Annotated in this window: 17 protein-coding genes and 1 pseudogene; 8 read left to right on the top strand and 10 right to left on the bottom strand. The window is 70.9% G+C overall.

Annotated elements, in window-relative coordinates; translation table 11 throughout:
* From V7Q31_RS13245 to V7Q31_RS13225, 5 genes are all read left to right on the top strand, one after another.
* On the top strand, positions 1-758 hold a 758-nt coding region (locus V7Q31_RS13245; protein WP_333834340.1), incomplete at its 5' end, for an adenosylhomocysteinase.
* 242 nt (positions 759-1000) lie between these two features.
* Positions 1001-1786 carry a (Fe-S)-binding protein gene (locus V7Q31_RS13240; RefSeq protein WP_333834339.1) on the top strand — a complete coding sequence of 262 codons (786 nt, stop codon included), beginning with the start codon at positions 1001-1003 and terminating at the stop codon, positions 1784-1786.
* Positions 1783-3207, top strand: coding sequence for a LutB/LldF family L-lactate oxidation iron-sulfur protein (locus tag V7Q31_RS13235; RefSeq protein ID WP_333834338.1), 1425 nt, complete (start codon positions 1783-1785; stop codon positions 3205-3207). The genes V7Q31_RS13240 and V7Q31_RS13235 overlap by 4 nt, the downstream gene beginning before the upstream one ends.
* Entirely contained in the window at positions 3204-3857 is a 654-nt protein-coding gene (locus tag V7Q31_RS13230) for a LutC/YkgG family protein (RefSeq protein ID WP_333834337.1), read from the top strand. Before V7Q31_RS13235 ends, V7Q31_RS13230 begins: the two co-directional genes overlap by 4 nt.
* Before the next feature lie 28 nt (positions 3858-3885).
* Positions 3886-4449: a hypothetical protein gene (locus V7Q31_RS13225; RefSeq protein ID WP_333834336.1), complete on the top strand. Its 564-nt coding sequence runs from the start codon at positions 3886-3888 to the stop codon at positions 4447-4449.
* Positions 4450-4455: 6 nt separating this feature from the next.
* On the opposite strand, the gene pyc is transcribed toward V7Q31_RS13225, so the two are convergent.
* The 4 genes from pyc to trpS all read right to left on the bottom strand — a co-directional run bounded on the left by pyc (position 4456) and on the right by trpS (position 10976).
* Positions 4456-7905 (bottom strand): pyruvate carboxylase, encoded by a 3450-nt coding sequence (gene pyc, locus V7Q31_RS13220; protein WP_333834335.1) that lies wholly within the window; start codon positions 7903-7905, stop codon positions 4456-4458.
* Between the two features lie 95 nt (positions 7906-8000).
* Entirely contained in the window at positions 8001-8195 is a 195-nt protein-coding gene (locus V7Q31_RS13215) for a hypothetical protein (protein ID WP_333834334.1), read from the bottom strand.
* Positions 8196-8246: 51 nt separating this feature from the next.
* Complete coding sequence (locus tag V7Q31_RS13210) at positions 8247-9863, bottom strand: acyl-CoA synthetase (protein ID WP_333834333.1); 1617 nt, start codon at positions 9861-9863, stop codon at positions 8247-8249.
* A gap of 81 nt (positions 9864-9944) precedes the next feature.
* Entirely contained in the window at positions 9945-10976 is a 1032-nt protein-coding gene (gene trpS / locus V7Q31_RS13205) for a tryptophan--tRNA ligase (RefSeq protein WP_333834332.1), read from the bottom strand.
* An 86-nt stretch (positions 10977-11062) separates the two neighbouring features.
* Between trpS and V7Q31_RS13200 the strand changes: the two genes are divergently transcribed.
* Entirely contained in the window at positions 11063-11722 is a 660-nt protein-coding gene (locus V7Q31_RS13200; RefSeq protein ID WP_333834331.1) for a rhomboid family intramembrane serine protease, read from the top strand.
* Positions 11723-11729: 7 nt separating this feature from the next.
* On the opposite strand, the gene V7Q31_RS13195 is transcribed toward V7Q31_RS13200, so the two are convergent.
* From V7Q31_RS13195 to rsmI, 6 genes are read right to left on the bottom strand one after another with little or no spacing between them, the layout of a single operon-like run.
* Positions 11730-12425 (bottom strand): ribonuclease activity regulator RraA, encoded by a 696-nt coding sequence (locus V7Q31_RS13195; protein WP_333834330.1) that lies wholly within the window; start codon positions 12423-12425, stop codon positions 11730-11732.
* The gene (locus tag V7Q31_RS13190) at positions 12422-13351 is read right to left on the bottom strand and encodes an alpha/beta hydrolase (protein ID WP_333834329.1); all 930 of its coding nucleotides are present in this window, start codon (positions 13349-13351) and stop codon (positions 12422-12424) included. The genes V7Q31_RS13195 and V7Q31_RS13190 overlap by 4 nt, the downstream gene beginning before the upstream one ends.
* Before the next feature lie 10 nt (positions 13352-13361).
* Entirely contained in the window at positions 13362-14318 is a 957-nt protein-coding gene (gshB, locus tag V7Q31_RS13185; protein WP_333834328.1) for a glutathione synthase, read from the bottom strand.
* A 37-nt stretch (positions 14319-14355) separates the two neighbouring features.
* Complete coding sequence (locus V7Q31_RS13180; protein WP_333834327.1) at positions 14356-15000, bottom strand: BON domain-containing protein; 645 nt, start codon at positions 14998-15000, stop codon at positions 14356-14358.
* Position 15001: 1 nt separating this feature from the next.
* Complete coding sequence (locus V7Q31_RS13175) at positions 15002-15397, bottom strand: YraN family protein (protein WP_333834326.1); 396 nt, start codon at positions 15395-15397, stop codon at positions 15002-15004.
* Positions 15394-16296 (bottom strand): 16S rRNA (cytidine(1402)-2'-O)-methyltransferase, encoded by a 903-nt coding sequence (gene rsmI / locus V7Q31_RS13170; protein WP_333834325.1) that lies wholly within the window; start codon positions 16294-16296, stop codon positions 15394-15396. Before rsmI ends, V7Q31_RS13175 begins: the two co-directional genes overlap by 4 nt.
* Positions 16297-16357: 61 nt before the next feature.
* Here rsmI and V7Q31_RS13165 point away from each other — a divergent pair, with 61 nt between their 5' ends.
* Both V7Q31_RS13165 and V7Q31_RS13160 read left to right on the top strand, forming a co-directional pair.
* Positions 16358-17551, top strand: coding sequence for a penicillin-binding protein activator (locus V7Q31_RS13165; RefSeq protein ID WP_333834324.1), 1194 nt, complete (start codon positions 16358-16360; stop codon positions 17549-17551).
* Between the two features lie 5 nt (positions 17552-17556).
* Positions 17557-19063, top strand: a pseudogene (locus V7Q31_RS13160) ([protein-PII] uridylyltransferase); the annotation flags it as partial.

Raw genomic sequence — 19063 nt, 5'->3', positions numbered from 1 at the left:
ACGTCAACGACAGCGTCACCAAGTCGAAATTCGACAACAAGTACGGCTGCAAGGAGTCGCTGGTCGACGGCATCCGCCGCGGCACCGACGTGATGATGGCCGGCAAGGTCGCCGTGGTCTGCGGCTATGGCGACGTCGGGAAGGGCTCGGCGGCCTCGCTCGCCGGCGCGGGCGCGCGGGTTCTGGTCACCGAAGTCGATCCGATCTGCGCGCTGCAGGCGGCGATGGACGGCTTCGAGGTGGTGACGTTGAAGGACGCCGCGCCGCGCGCCGACATCGTCATCACCACGACCGGGAACAAGGACGTCGTGACCCTCGACGACATGCGCGCCTTCAAGGACATGTGCATCGTCGGCAATATCGGCCATTTCGACAACGAGATTCAGGTCGCCGCCCTGAAGAACATGAAGTGGACCAACATCAAGCCGCAGGTGGACATGATCGAGTTCCCCGACGGCAAGCGCATGATCCTGCTGTCGGAGGGGCGCCTGCTCAACCTCGGCAACGCCACCGGCCACCCCTCCTTCGTTATGAGCGCGAGCTTCACCAATCAGGTGCTTGCGCAGATCGAGCTCTTCCAGCGCGGCGAGCAGTATGAGAAGGCGGTGCATGTCCTGCCCAAGCATCTCGACGAGAAGGTCGCCCGGCTGCATCTGGCGAAGCTCGGCGTCAAGCTCACCGAACTCAGCGAGGAGCAGGCCGCCTATATCGGCGTGACGCCGCAGGGGCCGTTCAAGCCCGAGCATTACCGCTACTGACCGGTCTGTAGCGCAGACGCAACATAGGGCTCGCCGCAGCGCACGCGGCGGGCCTTTTTTGTGTTGCGTCGCACAATCGTCACCGTCTATTGATATGGTGATCGCGTGATCAAGTTGCGTCGGAGCCGGCTTTGCGTCTCGGCTCCACCCCTTCCCCCTCGAAAGTCCCGCGACGAGATGCGCGTTGTTCGCCATGAGGGGCGCTGCTAGCTCTGGTTTTGTCTGAAAACCCGAGGAGCAGCATGCCGCCCGAGCAGATCGCCCCCACGCCGCCGCCGCGCGTCGCGCTCTTCGTCACCTGCCTCGTCGACCTGTTCCGCCCGACGGTCGGCTTCGCGACGGTGAAGTTGCTCGAAGACGCCGGCTGCCATGTCGAAGTTCCCGATGGCCAGACCTGCTGCGGCCAGCCCGCCTGGAACTCCGGCGACCGCGCCACCGCCGAGCGGATCGCCAAGCAGACCATCGCCGCGCTTGAGGGCTACGATTACGTCGTCGTCCCCTCGGGGTCCTGCGGCGGCACCATCGCCAGGGACTATCCGCACATGTTCGACGACGAGCCCGACTGGCGCGCCCGCGCGCAGGCGCTCGGCGCGCGGACGCACGAGATCGTCTCGTTCCTGACCGACGTCATGGGCGTGACCTCGGTCCCCGCCTCCTATGTCGGGACCGCCACCTATCACGACAGCTGCTCCAGCCTGCGCCATATGGGCGTGAAGGCGCAACCGCGCGCCCTGCTCGCGTCGGTCGAGGGGCTGACGCTGAAGGAACTCGCCGAATCGGAGGTCTGCTGCGGCTTCGGGGGCACCTTCTGCGTGAAATACCCCGACATCTCCAACCGCATGGCCTCCGACAAGGTCGCCGACATCGCGGCCACCGGCGCCGAACTTGTGCTCGCCGGCGACATGGGCTGCCTGATGAACATCGCCGGCAAGCTCAAGCGCACGGGCTCCACGGCCCAGGCGCGCCATGTCGTCGAAGTGCTGGCCGACATGGCCCACGGGCCCGCCATCGCGGAGGGCAAGCCATGACGGCGCACGAACCCACGACCCGCTTCTTCAAGTCCAACGTCAAGGCGGCGCTGGTCGATCCGAACATGCAGCGCGCCATGACCACGACGCGCCATGGCTTCGTCGGCAAACGCGCCAAGGCCAAGGCCGAGCTGCCCGAATTCGACGCGCTGCGCGACGCCGCTCGCGACATGAAGGACCACGTCCTCGCCCATCTCGACCTATATCTCGAAGCCTATGAGGCGAAGGTGATCGAGAGCGGCGGCCATGTGCACTGGGCCGAAGGCGCGGAGGACGCCAACGCGATCATCCTCGACATCTGCCGCAAGGCGGGGGCGAAGACCGTGAACAAGGGCAAGTCGATGGTGTCCGAGGAGATCGGGGTCAACGACGCGCTCGCCGCCGCCGGCATCGACCCGGTCGAGACGGATCTGGGCGAATACATCATCCAGCTGCGCGGCGAGACGCCCAGCCACATCATCGCCCCCGCCGTCCATGTGACGGTGCCCGAAGTCGACGCGCTGTTTCGCAAGACCCACGCGCATCTGCCCGTGGACCGCGACCTGTCCGAGATCTCCAGCATGGTCGCCGAGGCGCGCAGCGTGCTGCGGCGAAAATATTTCGAAGCCGAAGTCGGGATCACCGGCGCCAACATGCTGATCGCCGAGACCGGGCAGAGCGTCATCGTCACCAACGAGGGCAATGGCGACCTGTCGCAGAGCCTGCCGCGCGTGCACATCGTCCTCGCCTCGATCGAGAAGATCGTGCCGACGCTGGAGGATTCGAGCCTGATCCTGCGCCTTCTGGGCCGCTCGGCCACCGGGCAGGAGATGAGCGTCTACAACACCTACAGCAGCGGCCCCCGCCGCCCCGGCGACCCCGACGGGCCGGAGGAGTTCCATGTCGTCCTGCTCGACAACGGGCGGACCAACATGATCGGCTCGAAATTCCAGGACATGCTGCGCTGCATCCGCTGCGGCGCCTGCATGAACCACTGCCCCGTCTATCAGAGCATCGGCGGCCACGCCTATGGCTGGGTCTATCCCGGCCCGATGGGCGCGGTCCTCACGCCGTCGCTGATCGGCGTGGAGGAAGGCGGCCAGCTGCCCAACGCGTCGAGCTTCTGCGGGCGCTGCGAGGAGGTGTGCCCGATGCGAATCCCCCTCCCCAACATGATGCGCCACTGGCGCGAGCGCGAATTCGAGAAGCGGATCACGCCGACGCCGGTGCGCTACGGGATCGGCCTCTGGGCGATTTTCGCCACGCGCCCCGCCCTGTACCGCTTCGCCACCGGGATCGCGATGAAGATCATGGCGGCCATTGGCGGACGGCGCGGCCGGTTCGGATCGATGCCGCTCGCCGGCGGCTGGACCGACCATCGCGACCTGCCCGCGCCCGAAGGCCCCACCTTCAGCGCCCAATGGAAGGCGCGCAAGGCATGAGCGCGCGCGAGGCCATCCTCAACCGGCTGCGCAAGGCCGTCCCCGCCGACCCCGCCCGCGCCGGGACCGCCCGGGCGCGCCTCGCCGACCGCCCCGCCCCGAGCCTCGCGCCCGCCATCGCGCAGACGACCGGCGCCGCGCGGCTCGACCGTTTCGAGGCCAAGGCGACCGCCGTCTCGGCGACCGTCTCGCGGCTTTCGGCCATGGCCGACCTGCCCGCGGCGCTCGCCGCGGAGCTGCGCGCGCGCAACCTGCCCGCGGCGATCCGCTGCGGCGCCGAGCCCGCCTTCGCCGTGCTCGACTGGGGCGGCGTCGAGGTGACGCAGGGTCCGGGCCGGATCGAGGAGCCCGCCGGCCTGTCGCTCGCGCAGGCGGGGATCGCCGAGACCGGCACGCTGGTCCTCGCTTCGGGCCCCGAGAATCCGGTCACCCTCACTTTCCTGTCCGAGACGCATTTCGTCGTCCTCCGCGCCTCGGACATGTGCGGCGGCTTCGAGGATTTCTGGACGCTGTGGCGGTCGCGCGGGCTCGACCCCCGCACGCTGAACATGGTGACCGGGCCGTCGCGCTCCGCCGATATCGGCCAGACGCTGCAACTGGGGGCGCACGGGCCGGTCGCCTTGCATATATTCCTGATCGAAGGGGAGTGACGGCGCTCCCCGCGCGAGGGGAGCGGCCATGCGCTTTCTGATCGGAGTGGCCCTGCTGCAGGCCGTCACGGCGCTTCTCACCTATGTCGCCCTGCTCGGCGACTGGCGAACCACCTGGCCGCTCTACGCCGCCCTCGCGCTCGCCATCGGGGCGATGACGGCGCTCTGGTTCGGATCGCTCGCCAGCGCCCAGAAGCGCCTCGGCGAGGCGAAGCTCGGCGAGAAGCACGCGCGCGAGCGCGAGGCGCTGCGGGTCAAGGCCGAACAGCAGCGGCTGCGCGACCGGGAGGCGGCGGAAAAGCGAATTCTCAAGGCGAGCAAACCCGGCGCCCTCAGCCGCGTCGGCCCGACCTTGCTCGCCGGCGGCGCGGCGGGGCTCGGCATCGCGCTGATGCTGACCCAGTTCGTCACGCTTGGGCTGGCGGCGCTGGCCTTCGCAGGCGGCGGCGCCGCAGGCTACGCGCTGCGCGCGCGGCAGGACCGCAAGCGGCTCGACGCGGCGCCGGCCCCGATGATCGAGGTCGGCGACGCCTCCGAGCCGGCGCCGCGCCTTGCCGCACGCCTCCTGCGCAAGACGCGCGGCGCGGGGTGACCCGCCTCACGCCTCGTATTCGACCAGCAGGTCCTTGGCGTCGACCTGCGCGCCGGCCTGCGCGTGCACCCTCTTCACAACGCCCGCGCGGTCGGCGTGCAGCGCCGTCTCCATCTTCATCGCCTCGATGGAGAGCAGCATGTCCCCCGGCTTCACCGTCGCGCCGTCCGACACGGCGACCGTGGCGATCACCCCCGGCAGCGGCGCTGCGACATGCGCCGGGTTGCCCGGCTCGGCCTTGGGTCGGGTCGCCTTGCCCTGCCCGGCGTGGCGGTCCGGCGCCCGGATCGCGCGCGGCTCGCCGTTCAGTTCGAAGAAAACCTTGATCTCGCCGTCATGGCTTTCGCCGATGGCCGCCAGCCGGATCACCAGCGTCTTGCCGAGTTCGAGATCGACCGAAATCTCCTGCCCTTGCTCCATCCCGTAGAAGAAGATCGGCGTCGGCAATTGCCGGACCGGGCCGAACTCGCGCCGCCGTCCCATGTAATCGAGATAGACTTTGGGATACATCAGATAGGAGGCCAAGTCCTCGTCGTCGACGACTTTGCCTTCGAGTTCGGCGCTCACCTGCGCGCGCACCGCCTCCAGATCGACCGGCGCCAGCCGCGCGCCGGGCCGGTCGGTCGTCGGCGCCTCGCCCTTGAGCACCTTCTTCTGGATCGCCTCGGGCCAGCCCCCCGGCGGCTGGCCGAGATCGCCGCGCATCATCCCCACCACCGACTCCGGGAAGGCGATGTCGCGCGCGGGGTCCTCGACATCGGCGCGGCTCAACCCTTGCGTCACCATCATGAGCGCCATGTCGCCCACCACCTTGGAGGACGGCGTGACCTTGACGATGTCGCCGAACATGGCGTTCGCCTCGGCGTAGGCCTTCGCGACTTCCGGCCATTTCTCCTCCAGCCCGAGGCTGCGCGCCTGCGCCTTGAGGTTGGTGAACTGCCCGCCCGGCATCTCGTGCTGATAGACTTCGGAGGCCGGCGCCTTCATGTCGGTCTCGAAGCCGATGTACTGCGCGCGCACATGCTCCCAATAGGTCGAGATCTCGCGGATCACCGCCGGGTCGAAACCGGTGTCGCGCTCGCTCCCGCGCAGCGCCTCGACGATGGCCCCGAAGCAGGGCTGCGAGGTCATGCCCGAGAACGCGTCCATCGCCGCATCCGCCGCGTCCACCCCGGCCTCCGCCGCCGCGATCACCGAAGCCGCCGACATGCCCGACGTGTCGTGCGTGTGGAAATGGATCGGGATGCCGATCTCGTCCTTCAGCGCGGCGACCAGCCTGCGCGCGGCGAGCGGCTTCAGCAGCCCCGCCATGTCCTTCAGCCCCAGCACATGCGCGCCGGCGGCCTCCAGCTCCTTGGCGAGCTTCACATAGTAGCTCAGCGAATATTTCGCGCGGTCCGGGTCGTCGATGTCGCCGGTGTAGCAGATCGCCGCTTCGCAGATCTTGTCGGTCTCGAGCACCGCGTCGATGCCGACGCGCATGTTCTCCATCCAGTTCAGCGCGTCGAAGACGCGGAACACGTCGACGCCGGTCTGCGCCGCCTGCCGGGTGAAGAGCTTCACCACATTGTCGGGGTAGTTGCTGTAGCCGACGCCGTTGGCCGAGCGCAGCAGCATCTGCAGCAGCATGTTCGGCATCCGCCGGCGCAGGTCGCGCAGCCGCTGCCACGGGCATTCCTGCAGGAAGCGGTAGGCCACGTCGAAGGTCGCGCCGCCCCAGCACTCCACCGAGAACAGCTCCGGCAGGTTGCGCGCATAGACGGGCGCTGCGTTGACCATGTCGATCGAGCGCATGCGGGTGGCGAGCAGCGACTGGTGGCCGTCGCGCATCGTCGTGTCGGTCAGCAGCAGCCGGCGCGAGGCCAGCATCGCCTCGGCGACGCCCTTGGGGCCTTTCTCTTCGAGCAGCTGCTTCCAGCCGTCCGGCGGCGTCTCGCGGCGGGGTTTGGGCGGGCGCGGCGGATGGGCGGTCGCGGGCGGGCGCGGGCGGCCGGCCGTCTCGGGATGCCCGTTCACCGTGACGTCGGCGATGTAGCGCAGGATCTTCGTCGCGCGGTCGCGCCGGGGGCGGAAGGTGAAAAGCGCCGGCGTCTCGTCGATGAAGCGCGTGGTGTAGGTCGCGTCCTTGAAGGCGGGCTGCGCGATCAGGTTCTCGACGAAGGCGAGGTTGGTGGCGACGCCGCGGATGCGGAATTCGCGCAGCGCCCGGTCGAGCCGCGCCACCGCCTCCTCCGGCGCCGGCGCCCAGGCCGTCACCTTCTCCAGAAGCGAATCGTAATAGCGGGTGATGACGGCGCCCGAATAGGCCGTGCCGCCGTCGAGCCTTATGCCGAAGCCCGTCGCGCCGCGATACGCGGTGATCCGCCCGTAATCGGGGATGAAATTGTTGAGCGGGTCCTCGGTGGTGATGCGGCACTGCACTGCGTGGCCGTCGAGGCGCAGCTCGTGCTGCGCCGGCACGCCGCTGTCGGCGACGTCGCCGATCCGCGCGCCTTCGGCGATGCGGATCTGCGCCTTCACGATGTCCACCCCCGTCACTTCCTCGGTGACGGTGTGCTCGACCTGCACGCGCGGATTGACCTCGATGAAGTAGAAGGCGCCGCTGTCCACGTCCTGCAGGAATTCGACTGTGCCCGCGCATTCGTAATTGGCGTGGCGCGCGATGCGCAGCCCGTATTCGCAGATCTCCGCGCGTTTGGCCTCGTCGAGATAGGGGGCGGGCGCGCGCTCGACGACTTTCTGGTTGCGCCGCTGCACCGTGCAGTCGCGCTCGAAGAGATGGACGATGTTGCCGTGCCGGTCGCCGAGGATCTGCACTTCCACATGGCGGGCGCGCTGGACCATCTTCTCCAGATAGCCCTCGCCATTGCCGAAGGCGGCTTCCGCCTCGCGCCGCCCCTCGCGCACCTTGGCTTCGAGTTCCTGCTCCGACAGGATCGGCCGCATGCCCCGCCCGCCGCCGCCCCAGCTCGCCTTGAGCATCAGCGGATAGCCGATCTCGGCGGCCATGCGGCGCACTTCGCCCATGTCGTCGGACAGGACTTCGGTCGCGGGCACCACCGGCACGCCCGCGGCGATGGCGGCCTTGCGCGCGCTCGCCTTGTCGCCGAGCATCCGCATCGTCGCGGCCTTGGGGCCGATGAAGGCGATCCCGGCCGCCGTGCAGGCGTCCACGAAATCGGGGTTCTCCGACAGCAGCCCGTAGCCGGGATGGATCGCGTCGGCCCCGCTCTCGCGCGCGACCCGGATAACCTCGTCGATGGCGAGATAGGCCGCGACCGGCCCCAGCCCCTCGCCAATCTTGTAGGCTTCGTCCGCCTTGAACCGGTGCAGCGCAAGCTTGTCCTGATCGGCGTAGATCGCGACCGTGCGCTTGCCGAGTTCGTTGGCCGCGCGCATCACGCGGATCGCGATCTCGCCGCGGTTGGCGATCAGGATCTTCTTGAAATCATGCATGGGGCGGTCCTGTGCGGGCGTCTGAGTCGCCGCAAGCTAACGCGAGGAATGCGCGTCCGCAGCATGGAAAATGCCGCGCCGCCCCGACCGCCCCCTCAGCCGGCGATCCGCGCCCAGACCGCCGCCAGCACGACGAACACGGCGACCGCGACCAGCGCGTATTGAACGATCTTCACAGTGGTCTTGAGCGAGTCGCCGCCCAGCGCTTCGCCGAACACCGCATAGGCGGTGCCGTACTTCTTCGTCTTCTCGTTGAACTCGGCGACCGAGTCCTGGTTCTTGTCGCTCATCTCTCGTCCTCCCGGCGCAGACCTCGAAAGAGGGGGCGCGCCGCCTCCGCGTCAGCCCTGAACCCGCTTGCGCAATTCGAATTTCTGAATCTTGCCGGTCGAGGTCTTGGGCACCTCGCAGAAGATCACGGAACGCGGGGCTTTGTAATGCGCCAGATGCTCGCGGCACCACGCCACGATCTCGGCTTCCGTGGCGTCATGGCCCGGGCGCAGCTCGACGAAGGCGCAGGGCGTCTCGCCCCATTTCTCGTCGGGTTTCGCCACAACCGCGGCGAAGGCCACGGCGGGATGCTTGTAGAGCACGTCCTCGACCTCGATGGAGGAGATGTTCTCGCCGCCCGAGATGATGATGTCCTTGGCGCGGTCCTTGAGCTGGATGTAGCCGTCGGGATGCGTGACGCCCAGATCGCCGGAATGGAACCAGCCGCCCGCGAAGGCCTTCTCGGTCGCCGCCGGGTTGCGGTGGTAGCCCTTCATCACGACGTTCCCGCGGAACATCACCTCGCCGATGGTCTGGCCGTCCGCCGGCACGGGGGCCATCGTCTCGGGGTCGAGCACGGCGAGCGATTCGAGGGCTGCGTAGCGCACCCCCTGCCGCGCCTTCTTGACCGCGCGCGGGCCCGGCTCCAGCGCCTCCCACTCCGCGCGCCATTCGTTGACCACGGCGGGTCCGTAGGTCTCGGTCAGGCCGTAGAGATGGGTGACGTCGAAGCCGGCGGCGGCCATCCCCGCCAGCACCTTTTCCGGCGGCGGCGCTGCGGCGGTGTTGAAGCGCACGCGTTGGGGGAAGTCGCGCTTCTCGTCGGCGGAGGCCCCGAGCAGCGTCGCCATCACGATCGGCGCGCCGCACAAATGGGTGACGCCATGATCGGCGATGGCATCGTACATCACCTTCGCGCGGACTTGCCGCAGGCAGACATGCGTGCCTGCGACCAGCGTGATCGACCACGGGAAGCACCAGCCGTTGCAGTGGAACATCGGCAGGGTCCAGAGATAGACCGCGCCCTGATGCAACTGCGCATGCAGCGCGTTGCCCGTCGCCAGCAAGGCCGCGCCCCGGTGGTGGTAGAGCACGCCCTTGGGGTCACCCGTCGTGCCCGAGGTGTAGTTGAGCGAGATCGACTCCCACTCGTCCGACGGCCCCTCCCAGACGCAATCCGGGTCGCCCTGCGCGAGGAACGCCTCGTAGTCGAGCGCGTCGGGAAACGCCCGCGGCGCCGGCGCCGAGGGGTCGACATACTCCACCACGAAGGGCTTCGCCGTGCAGAGCGCAAGCGCCTCGCGCGCGAGCGGCGCGAGTTCCGCGTCCACGATCAGCGCCTTCGCCTCGCCATGGTCGAGGATGAAGGCGATCCCCGCCGCGTCGAGGCGCGTGTTGAGCGTGTTCAGCACCGCCCCGCTCATCGGAACGCCGAAATGCGCCTCCAGTTGCGCCGGCGTGTTGAGCAGCAGCGTCGCGACCACGTCGCCGCGCCGCACGCCATGGGCGCCCAGCGCAGAGCACAGCCTGCGCGCGCGGGCGTGGAAGTCGCGATAGGAGATCCGCTCGTCGCCCGAGATCACGGCGACGCGGTCGGGATGAGTCGTGGCGGCGCGCGCGAGCCAGCCCAGCGGCGTCAGCGGCTGGTGGTTCGCCTCCCGGGGCGCGAGGAAATCGCTCTGTGTCATGCCGTCAGGTAACAAACCGCGGCGCCCTGTCGCAAGAGCGCGCAGGGCGTCGGACGCGCGCCCGCCCGCGCCGGGGCGCCGTCAACGGCGCGTGCGCAGCAGCCCCGCGATCTCGTAGGCGTCGCGCGCGACCGGCGCGGCGATCGCCTCGGCCCGCTCGGCGCCGTCGGCGAGCACGGCGTCGATATGAGCGGGATCGGCGAGGTGTTCGCGCATCCGCCCGGCGATCGGCGCGACCTTCGCGACGGCCAGTTCCGCCAGCGCCGGCTTGAACGCCGAGAAGGGCTGGCCGCCGAATTCCGCCAGCACCGCCGCCTTCGGCATGTCGGCGAGCGCCGCATAGATCGCGACGAGATTCGCAGCCCCCGGCCGCCCCTCAAGCCCCTCCTCTTCCGAGGGCAGCGGCTCGGGGTCGGTCTGGGCCTTGCGGATCTTCTGGGCGATGGCGTCGGCGTCGTCGGTGAGGTTGATCCGGCTGAGGTCGGACGGGTCGGATTTCGACATCTTCTTGGTCCCGTCGCGCAAGGACATCACCCGGGTCGCGGCCCCCTCGATCATCGGCTCGGGCAGCGGGAAGAAGTCCGGCGCGCCGAAATCGAGGTTGAACTTGGACGCGATGTCGCGGGCGAGTTCCAGATGCTGCTTCTGATCTTCGCCCACCGGCACATGCGTCGCCTTGTAGACGAGGATGTCGGCGGCCATCAGCACCGGATAGGCGTAGATGCCGACGCTCGCCGCCTCGCGGTTCTTGCCCGCCTTGTCTTTGAACTGGGTCATCCGGTTGAGCCAGCCGATCCGCGCCACGCAGTTGAAAAGCCATGTCAATTCTGCGTGCGCCGGCACCTGGCTCTGGTTGAACAGGATCGACTTCGCCGGGTCGAGCCCGCAGGCGAGGAAGGCCGCCGTCAGCTCCCGGGTCGCGTGGCGCAGGGCGCGCGGGTCGTAGGGCATGGTGATTGCGTGCAGATCGACCACGCAGTAGAGGGTCTGGACGTCCTGCTCCTGCATTTCGACGAAGCGTTTGACCGCCCCGAGATAGTTGCCCAGATGAAGGTTCCCCGTGGGCTGAACGCCCGAGAACACGCGCCGCTCATGCCCCACAGTCTCACCCATGCCAGACCCCTTCGCTCGATGCGCGCGCCTTATCGGGCGCGCCCAAAAGCGGGTCAAGCGCGCGCGTCGCGCGCGAGGCGGCGCGCGTGAAGGCCGGGGCTCCCGCGATCGTCTGGACGATGGCGGCGCTGTTCGTGGGGATCGAGGCGCTGCTCGCCGCCTCCGATCTCGGCCTCGCGCCGCAAGGGCTGCGCTTCGAGGCCTATCGCAGCTTCGCCTTCTTCGATCTCTGGTTCGCGGCGTTCCTCGCCGGCCAGAACGTGCCGATCAACTTCTACCTGTCCTTCTTCACCCACGCCTTCCTGCATGGCGGCTTCCTGCACCTGGCGATGAATACGGCGGTCTTTCTGGCGCTGGGCGCGCATATGTGCCGCGCCGTGGGAACCGGCGGCATGCTCGCGATCTTCTTCGCGACCGCCGCCGCCGGGGCGCTGGCCTTCGGGCTGATCGCGGACACCGGGCTCGCCTTCGTGCCGATGGTGGGCTGTTCCGGCGCGCTGTTCGGCTTTCTCGGCGCGATGAAGCGCTGGGAGTGGCGCTATATCAGTGCGCACGAGCTTCCCAAAAAGCGGTTCTGGAGCACGATGGGAGGGATCGTTCTGGTCAACCTGCTGCTGTCGGTCAGCTTCGGCGCGACGGGCGGGGGCGGCGTCGCGTGGGAGGCGCATCTGGGCGGCTTCGTCGGCGGCTGGCTGGCGGCCGGGCTGCTGACGCCGCGGCGCGGAACCGCGATCGGGCCGATCTGACCGCGGGTCAGCCTCGCTCCGCCTCATAGGCCGCGCGGGTCGCCGCGTCGGGCGGGTAGAGGCCCGGAAGCGCCGCGCCGGTGCGGACGCGCGCGAGCGCCCACTCCTCGAAGGCCTCCTGCTCGGCAGCGGCGGCGGCGACCTCCGCCGCCATCGCCTTCGGGACGACCAGCGCGCCGTCGCGGTCGGCGACGATCCAGTCGCCCGGCTCGACGCAGACGCCGCCGCAGCCGACCGTCTCGCCCCAGCCGACGAAATGCAGCGCGGCGACCGAGGCCGGCGCGGCGGCGCCCGCGCACCAGACCGGCAGGCCGGTCGCCTCGACGCCCGCGACGTCGCGCACCGGGCCGTCGGTCACCAGCGCCGCGAGGCCGCGCCGCGCCAACCGCTCGCACAGGATGTCGCCGAACACGCCCGCAGCCCCGAGCCCCATCGCGTCGATCACCATGACGGCGCCCTGCGGGGCCGCTTCGATGGCGGCGCGGGTCGAGCGGGGCGAGGCCCAGGCGGCAGGCGTCGAGAGGTCCTCGCGCGCGGGGACGAAGCGCAGCGTGAAGGCGCGACCGGCGACGCGCGGGCCGTCCGCGAGGAGAGGCTTCGGCCCCTTCATCCAGGCGCTGCGGACGCCCTTCTTCAGAAGGACGGTGGAGAGCGTGGCGGTCGAGACCCGCGCCAGCGCTTCGGTCATCTCGGCGTCGGTCATGCGGCGTCTCCCGTCTCTTCATCAGGTCTCGCGCGCAGGCCGGCGCGGATGAACGCCCCCGCGCGCGCGACCGCCGCGCGCGCCTCGGGCACCGAGCCGCAGAACGCCTGAAAGGCGTGTGGGGCGCCCCGCTCCCATTCCAGCGTCGCGCTCCCGCCGCAGGCGCGCAAGACCTCCGCCATGGCGCGCGCGTCGTCGGCGAGGATTTCCGACGGGCTGGCCTGAATTAAAGCGGGCGGCGGCGCGGGGTCGAAGCGCGCGAGCGCCGGCGAGGCGGAGGGGTCCAACGGGTCGCCGCCGCCCATGCGCCAGGCGATCACTTCGGGCATGCGCGCCACCGGCAGCATCGGGTCCGCCCACGCGTTGCGGCGCAGGGCGGGCGCGCGCATCGTCATGTCGGTCCATGGGGAGAAGCCGACGAGGCACGCCGGATCGGGCGCGCCGGCCTTCCGCGCCGCGCCGACCATCGCGAAGCCCAGCCCGCCGCCGGCGCTGTCGCCCGCGACGGCGATCCGCGCGAAGCCCGCGTCGAGCAAGCCGAGATAGGCGGCGAGCGCGTCCTCCAGCGCAGCCGGGTGGGGATGCTCGGGGGCGAGGCGGTAATCCGGCAGGAAGGCGGCGACGCCCGATTCGCGCGCCAGCGCCGCCCCGAGATGGCGGTGCGTGTTGGCCGAGCCCATGATGAAGGCCCCGCCATGCAGATAGAGTATCGCCGCGCCGGGGATGGCGGGGCCGCAGCGCGCCCAGAGCCCGCCCACCCCGCCGATCTCCGCCCGCGCATAGGAAGCGCCCGGCGGGTCGGGGAAGATGCGCCGCGCCGTCGCCTCCAATCGCGCCCGCCCCTCCACAGGGTCGGTCGCGCGCGCGAGATAGGGTTTCTCGACGAGCCTCAGATAGAGGGCGAGCGCGCGCAGCCGCAGCGACACGGGGGCCGCCTCACGCCGCCCGCGCCCGCGCGATCCGGCCCTCGACCGCGTCCCAGATCAGCGCCGCCGCGTTCACCCCGTCGAAGCGCTCCAGCTCCTGAATCCCGGTCGGCGAGGTGACGTTGATTTCGGTGAGGTTCCCGCCGATCACGTCGATGCCGACGAAGATCAGCCCGCGCTCGCGCAACAAGGGCCCGATCTCGGCGCAGATCTCGCGGTCGCGCTCGGTGAGCGGCGTCTGCACCGCGACGCCGCCGGCGTGCATGTTGGAGCGCGTCTCGCCCTTCTTCGGCACGCGGTTGATCGCGCCCACCGCCTCGCCGTCCACGAGGATCACCCGCTTGTCGCCTTCCGACACCGCCGGAAGGAATTTCTGCGCGATCAGCGGCTCGCGGTTGATGCCCATGAACAGTTCGTGCAGCGCAGAGAGGTTCGCGTCGCTTTCCGGCAGCCGGAACACCCCCGCGCCGCCGTTGCCGTAGAGCGGCTTGAGGATCATGTCGCCATGCTCGGCGCGGAAGGCGCGGATGTCGTCGAGCCCGCGCGCGATCATCGTCGGCGGCCCGAGATGCGCGAAGTCGAGCACGAGCAGCTTTTCGGGGCAGTTGCGCACCCAGAACGGGTCGTTGACCACGAGCGTCTTCGGATGGATGCGCTCGAGGATGTGGGTGGTCGTGATGTAGCCCATGTCGAAAGGCGGGTCCTGGCGCAGCAGCACCGCGTCCCACTCCCAGAGGTCCACCTGACGGCGCGGCCCGAGCGCGACATGGTCCCCGCGCACGCGCCGCACCGTCGCGTCGCGACCCGTCGCCAGCACGCGCCCCTCGCGCCAGACGAGGTCGGAGGGGTGGTAGACGAACAGCGCATGGCCGCGCGCCTGCGCCTCCTCGGCGAGGCGGAAGGTGCTGTCCTTGTCGATGTCCACCTGCTCGATGGGGTCCATCTGGATGGCGACGGAAAGAGCCATGGGGCGCTCCGATAAGGCGGGCGAAAAGGCGCGGTCGTCAGCCCGCCGATGCGGGAGCGGGCGGGGTCGCGCCGGAGGGACGGGCGGCGGGGGCCTTGCGGCGCGGGTCGTCGATCAGCAGGACATGGCTGACCACCTGGCGCGCGCCGGGCACGGCGGCGGCGGCCCGCGCGGCGCGCTGCAACTCCTGCTGCGAGCGCGCGAGCCCCAGCAGATGCACGACGCCGTTCACCGTATCCACATTGAAGTTCAGGGGGTTGACGCCCGGCGTTCCGAGCAGACGCGAGCGCACCTGCGTGCTGATCCAGGCGTCGTTCGCATAGCCCGAGATGCCGCCGGACCCCGCCACCTCCAGCTCGTTGATGACCTCGACCACGGACGGCGTCGCCCAGGCGATCTCGACGGCGCGGATGCGGTCCTCGGGCCGCGGCACGGCGCCCGCCAACAGCACGCGCCCCTCCACCACTTCCAGATCGACGGCCTGAAACAGCGCGCCCGACTCGGAGGCGAGCGCGTTCTGGATGCTGAGGCCGATCTCGAAATCGGTCATCTGATCGCGCGTGCTGCGCTCCTGCGCGACGCCGGCGCCGACGCCGAGCCCGACGATCGCAGCAGGCGCGCAGCCCGCCAGCGCCAGGGCCAAAGCGGCCGCAGCCGCGCGGGGGAGAAAATGTCCGCTCATGTCACCACGCCTCGCCGATGCGGGCGTTCTCGACCCGATGCGCCGCGCCGTCGGGGCCGATGAAGACCGCGTCGAAGCGCACCGGGCATGCGCCCGTCTGATGCGCCAGCATATACGCCTGCGCCGCCGCCTCCAAGCGCGCCCATTGCCGGGGCGAAATGGCGTCGCGCCGCAAGGCCGCCGAGCGCCCGGCCTTCACCTCCACGAACACCAGCGCGCCCGCGAGCGCGACCACGAGGTCGATCTCGCCCGCGCCTTCGCGCGCCGACGCCCGGTCAGGCCGCCAGCGCTGCGCCAGCACCGCGCCGCCTTCCGCCGCATAGAGCCGCGCCGCGATCTCCTCGGCGGCGAGCCCGGCGAGATGGGCCGCGCGCCCGCGCCGTTCGGCGGACGTCATCGCGCCCCCGCCAACGCCAGCGCGCGGCGGTAGATGTCCTTGCGCGGCGCGCCGAGCGCCTGCGCCACCAGCGCCGCCGCATCCTTGACCGAGTGCTCGCCCAGCGCCGCGCGCAGCGCCGCGTCGATCTCCTCCTGGCCCGCGGCGCGCGCCGCGGGCGGGCCGACCACCACGACGATCTCGCCTTTCGGCGGCCCCTCCGCCGCCAGCGCCGCGGAAAGCCCGGCGAGCCCGTCCCGGCGAACCTCCTCATACGTCTTCGTCAACTCGCGGCAGATCGCGGCGGGACGGTCGCCGAACGCCTCGGCCATCGCGGCGACGCTCTCGGGCAGGCGGTGCGGCGCTTCGTAGAAGACCAAGGTGGCGGGGACGCGGGCGAATTCGTCCAGCCAGCGCGCGCGCTCGGCCGTCTTCACCGGCGGGAAGCCCGCGAACAGGAAACGGTCGGTCGGCAGCCCCGCCACCGCCAGCGCCGCGAGCAGCGCCGAAGCGCCGGGCGCCGCGCGCACCGGCACGCCCGCGTCGATCGCCATGCGCGCGAGCCGCCAGCCCGGATCGGCGACGAGCGGCGTGCCGGCGTCGGAGACCAGCGCCACCGACGCGCCCTCGCGCAGCTGCGCGATCAGCCAGGGCGCTTTGGCGGGCGCGTTGTGGTCGTGATAGGCCACCATCCGCCTGTCGCCCCGGTCGATCCCGTGCGCGGCCAGAAGCTGACCGGTGCGGCGGGTGTCCTCGGCGGCGAGGATGTCGGCGCGGGCGAGAATGTCGAGCGCGCGCAGCGTCACGTCGCCCGCAGCGCCGATCGGGGTGGCGACGAGGTGGAGGCCGGGCGCGAGCGGCGGCGGGTCGTCGGCGCGCCCCTCGTCGGCTGCGCGTTTACTTCGGGAGGTCGGGGTCATACTGTCTCGCCGCCGCGCGCCGCCGCGCAGCCGATGTCGAATGTCGTTCGAGAGGTTCATGATGCGCGCGCCGATTGGTTTCGTCACCCGTTTTCTGGGCGCGCTGACCGCGCTCGCGCTGGCCGCCTGCGCCTCGGGGCCAGTCACCGCCCCGCCCGCCGGCGGCGCTCCCGCGCCGACCGCGGCGCGGACGACCGACCCGACGCAGCCCGCGCCTGTCGCGCTGCTGCTGCCGCTCAGCGGCCCCGAACCCGCCCAGCAGGCGCAGGCGCGCGACATGGAGGCGGCGGCGCGGCTGGCGCTGGCGGATGCGCCGGGGCTGGTGGACCTGAGGGTCTACGACACCGCCGCCGACCCCTCCCGCGCCCGCGCGATGGCCGAGCAGGCCGTCGCCGAGGGCGCCGCGCTGATCCTCGGGCCGGTCTACGCGCAGGAGGCCATCGAGATCAGGCCCGTCCTCGCGGCCACGGGGACGCAGGCGCTCAGCTTCACGCCGTTTTCCGGGGCGGCGGGCGGCGGCGTGCATGCGATGGGCTTCGCGCCGGAGAACGATGTCTGGCGGATCATGTCCTACGCCGCGCAGAACGGCGTCGGCCGCGTCGCGCTGGTGCGCCCCGACGAGCAATATGGCGACGTCGCCGAGGCGGCGGCGCGCGACGCGCGGCGGACCGGCGGCGCGCAGCTCGTGGCCTCGGTCCCCTATCGGCGCACCAACGAAGGCGTGCAGGAGGCGACGCGGACCGGCGCGCCGGAGATCCTCGGCTCGGGCGCGGACTCGGTCCTGCTGGTCGATCGCGGACAGGGGCTCGTGCTGGTGGCCGCCTTCCTGAACTATTACGACGTCTCGCCGGGCCGCGTGCGCTTCCTCGGCCTCTCAGGCTGGCGCACCGACGCCACCTTGCAGGAGGCCGCCTTGCGCGGCGGCTGGTTCGCCGCGCCAGACGCGGGCCTCCAGCAGGCCTTCGCCGCTCGCTTCCGCGCCGCGAACGGGCGCGCGCCGACCGACCTCGCCGTGCTCGCCCATGACGCGGCGGCGGCGGCGGCGGAGATGGTCCGCTCCGCCCGCGCCTCCGGCGCGCGGGCGGCCTTCGCGCCCGACGCCGTGGAGCGTCCGCAGGGCTTCGAGGGGGCCGCCGGCGCGTTCCGCTTCGGGCGCGACGGTCTGGTCGACCGGTCCCTCGCGATCTACGAGGCGACCGCGGAGGGCTTCGCGCTCCGCGCGCCGGCCTCGGCGCGCTTCGCCGCGGGCTCGTGAGCGCGATGGACCTCTGCGCACCCGCCACGGGCCATGCGACCGCGCACTCTCGCGGCGCGCCGCCGCTCGATCCGGCGAAGGTTCTGGACGCCGTCGCCGCGGCGGCGGACGCCGAGAAGGCCCGCGCCGCCGCCGCGCCGATCCTGCGCCGCGCCATCGCCGACGGCAAGGCCGCGATCTCGGCGCGGCTGCGCGCCGGCGAGATCGACGGTCGCGCGGCCTCGCGCGCGCTGTCGGCGCTGATCGACGAGGTCGTGCGCTGCGTGCTCGACGCCGCCCATGCGCTCCACCCCAACGGCAATCTCACTTCGGGCCAGAAGCTGACCGTCGTCGCCGTGGGCGGCTACGGGCGCGCCGAGATGGCGCCCTTCTCCGACGTCGATCTGCTGTTCCTGCGCCCGTGGAAGCAGACAGCCTGGGGCGAGAGCGTGATCGAGACGGCGCTCTACCTGCTCTGGGATTTGCGGCTGAAAGTCGGACAGGCCGTCCGCACGCCCGAGGAATGCGTTCGGCTCGCCCGCGACGACGTCACCATCCGCACCACGCTGCTTGAGAAGCGCTTCCTCTGGGGCGACGCGGCGCAGCTCGCCGAACTCGACCGCAGGCTCTGGAAGGAGCTGTTCGAGAAAACCGGCCCGCAATATGTCGAGGCCAAGCTCGAGGAGCGCCGCCTGCGCCACAGCCGCAACGGCGGCTCGCGCTATCTGGTCGAGCCGAACGTCAAGGAGGGCAAGGGGGGGCTGCGCGACCTCCAGACCCTCTACTGGATCGCGAAATACCTCTATCACGCCGACAGCGTCGGCGAGCTGGTCGCGCAGGGCGTGTTCACCCCGGCGGAGGTCGCGACCTTCGAGGCCGCCGAGCGCTTCCTGTGGACCGTGCGGTGCCATCTGCACGACATCGCGGGCCGGGCGCAGGAGCAGCTGAGCTTCGACATGCAGGTCGAAGTGGCGGAGCGGATGGGCTACGCCGACGAGGGCGGGCGGCGCGGCGTCGAGCGCTTCATGCAGGACTATTTCCGCGCGGCCAAGGATGTGGGCGACCTCACGCGGTGGTTCTGCGCCGCATTGGAGCAGACCCACAAGAAGACCCGCCCCGGCTTCGGCGCGATCAGCCGCGCGCTCGGCTTCGGCGGCGCGACGCGGCTTGCGTCCGGATTCCGGCTGCGCGACGGGCGCATCGACGTCGCCGATCCCGAGCTGTTCGACCGCGACCCGGTGAACCTGCTGCGGCTGTTCGCCGAAGGGCTGCGCACCGAAGCGCTGCTCCACCCCGCCGCGATGCGGCTGGTCGCCGCGAAGCTCGACCTTGTGGACGACGCGCTGCGCGCGAACCCCGAGGCCAATGCCATCTTCCTGACGATGCTCGCCCGCTCGCGCGACCCCGAACGCGCGCTGCGCCGGATGAACGAATGCGGGCTGCTCGGCCGCTTCATCCCGCAATTCGGCCGGGTCGTGGCGATGATGCAGTTCAACATGTACCACCACTACACGGTGGACGAGCACACCATCC

This window comes from Rubrimonas sp. (assembly GCF_036788415.1).
Lineage (GTDB): Bacteria > Pseudomonadota > Alphaproteobacteria > Rhodobacterales > Rhodobacteraceae > Rubrimonas.
The sequence above is the reverse complement of the archived record's forward strand: the minus strand, read 5'-3'. Positions and strand labels throughout refer to the sequence as shown.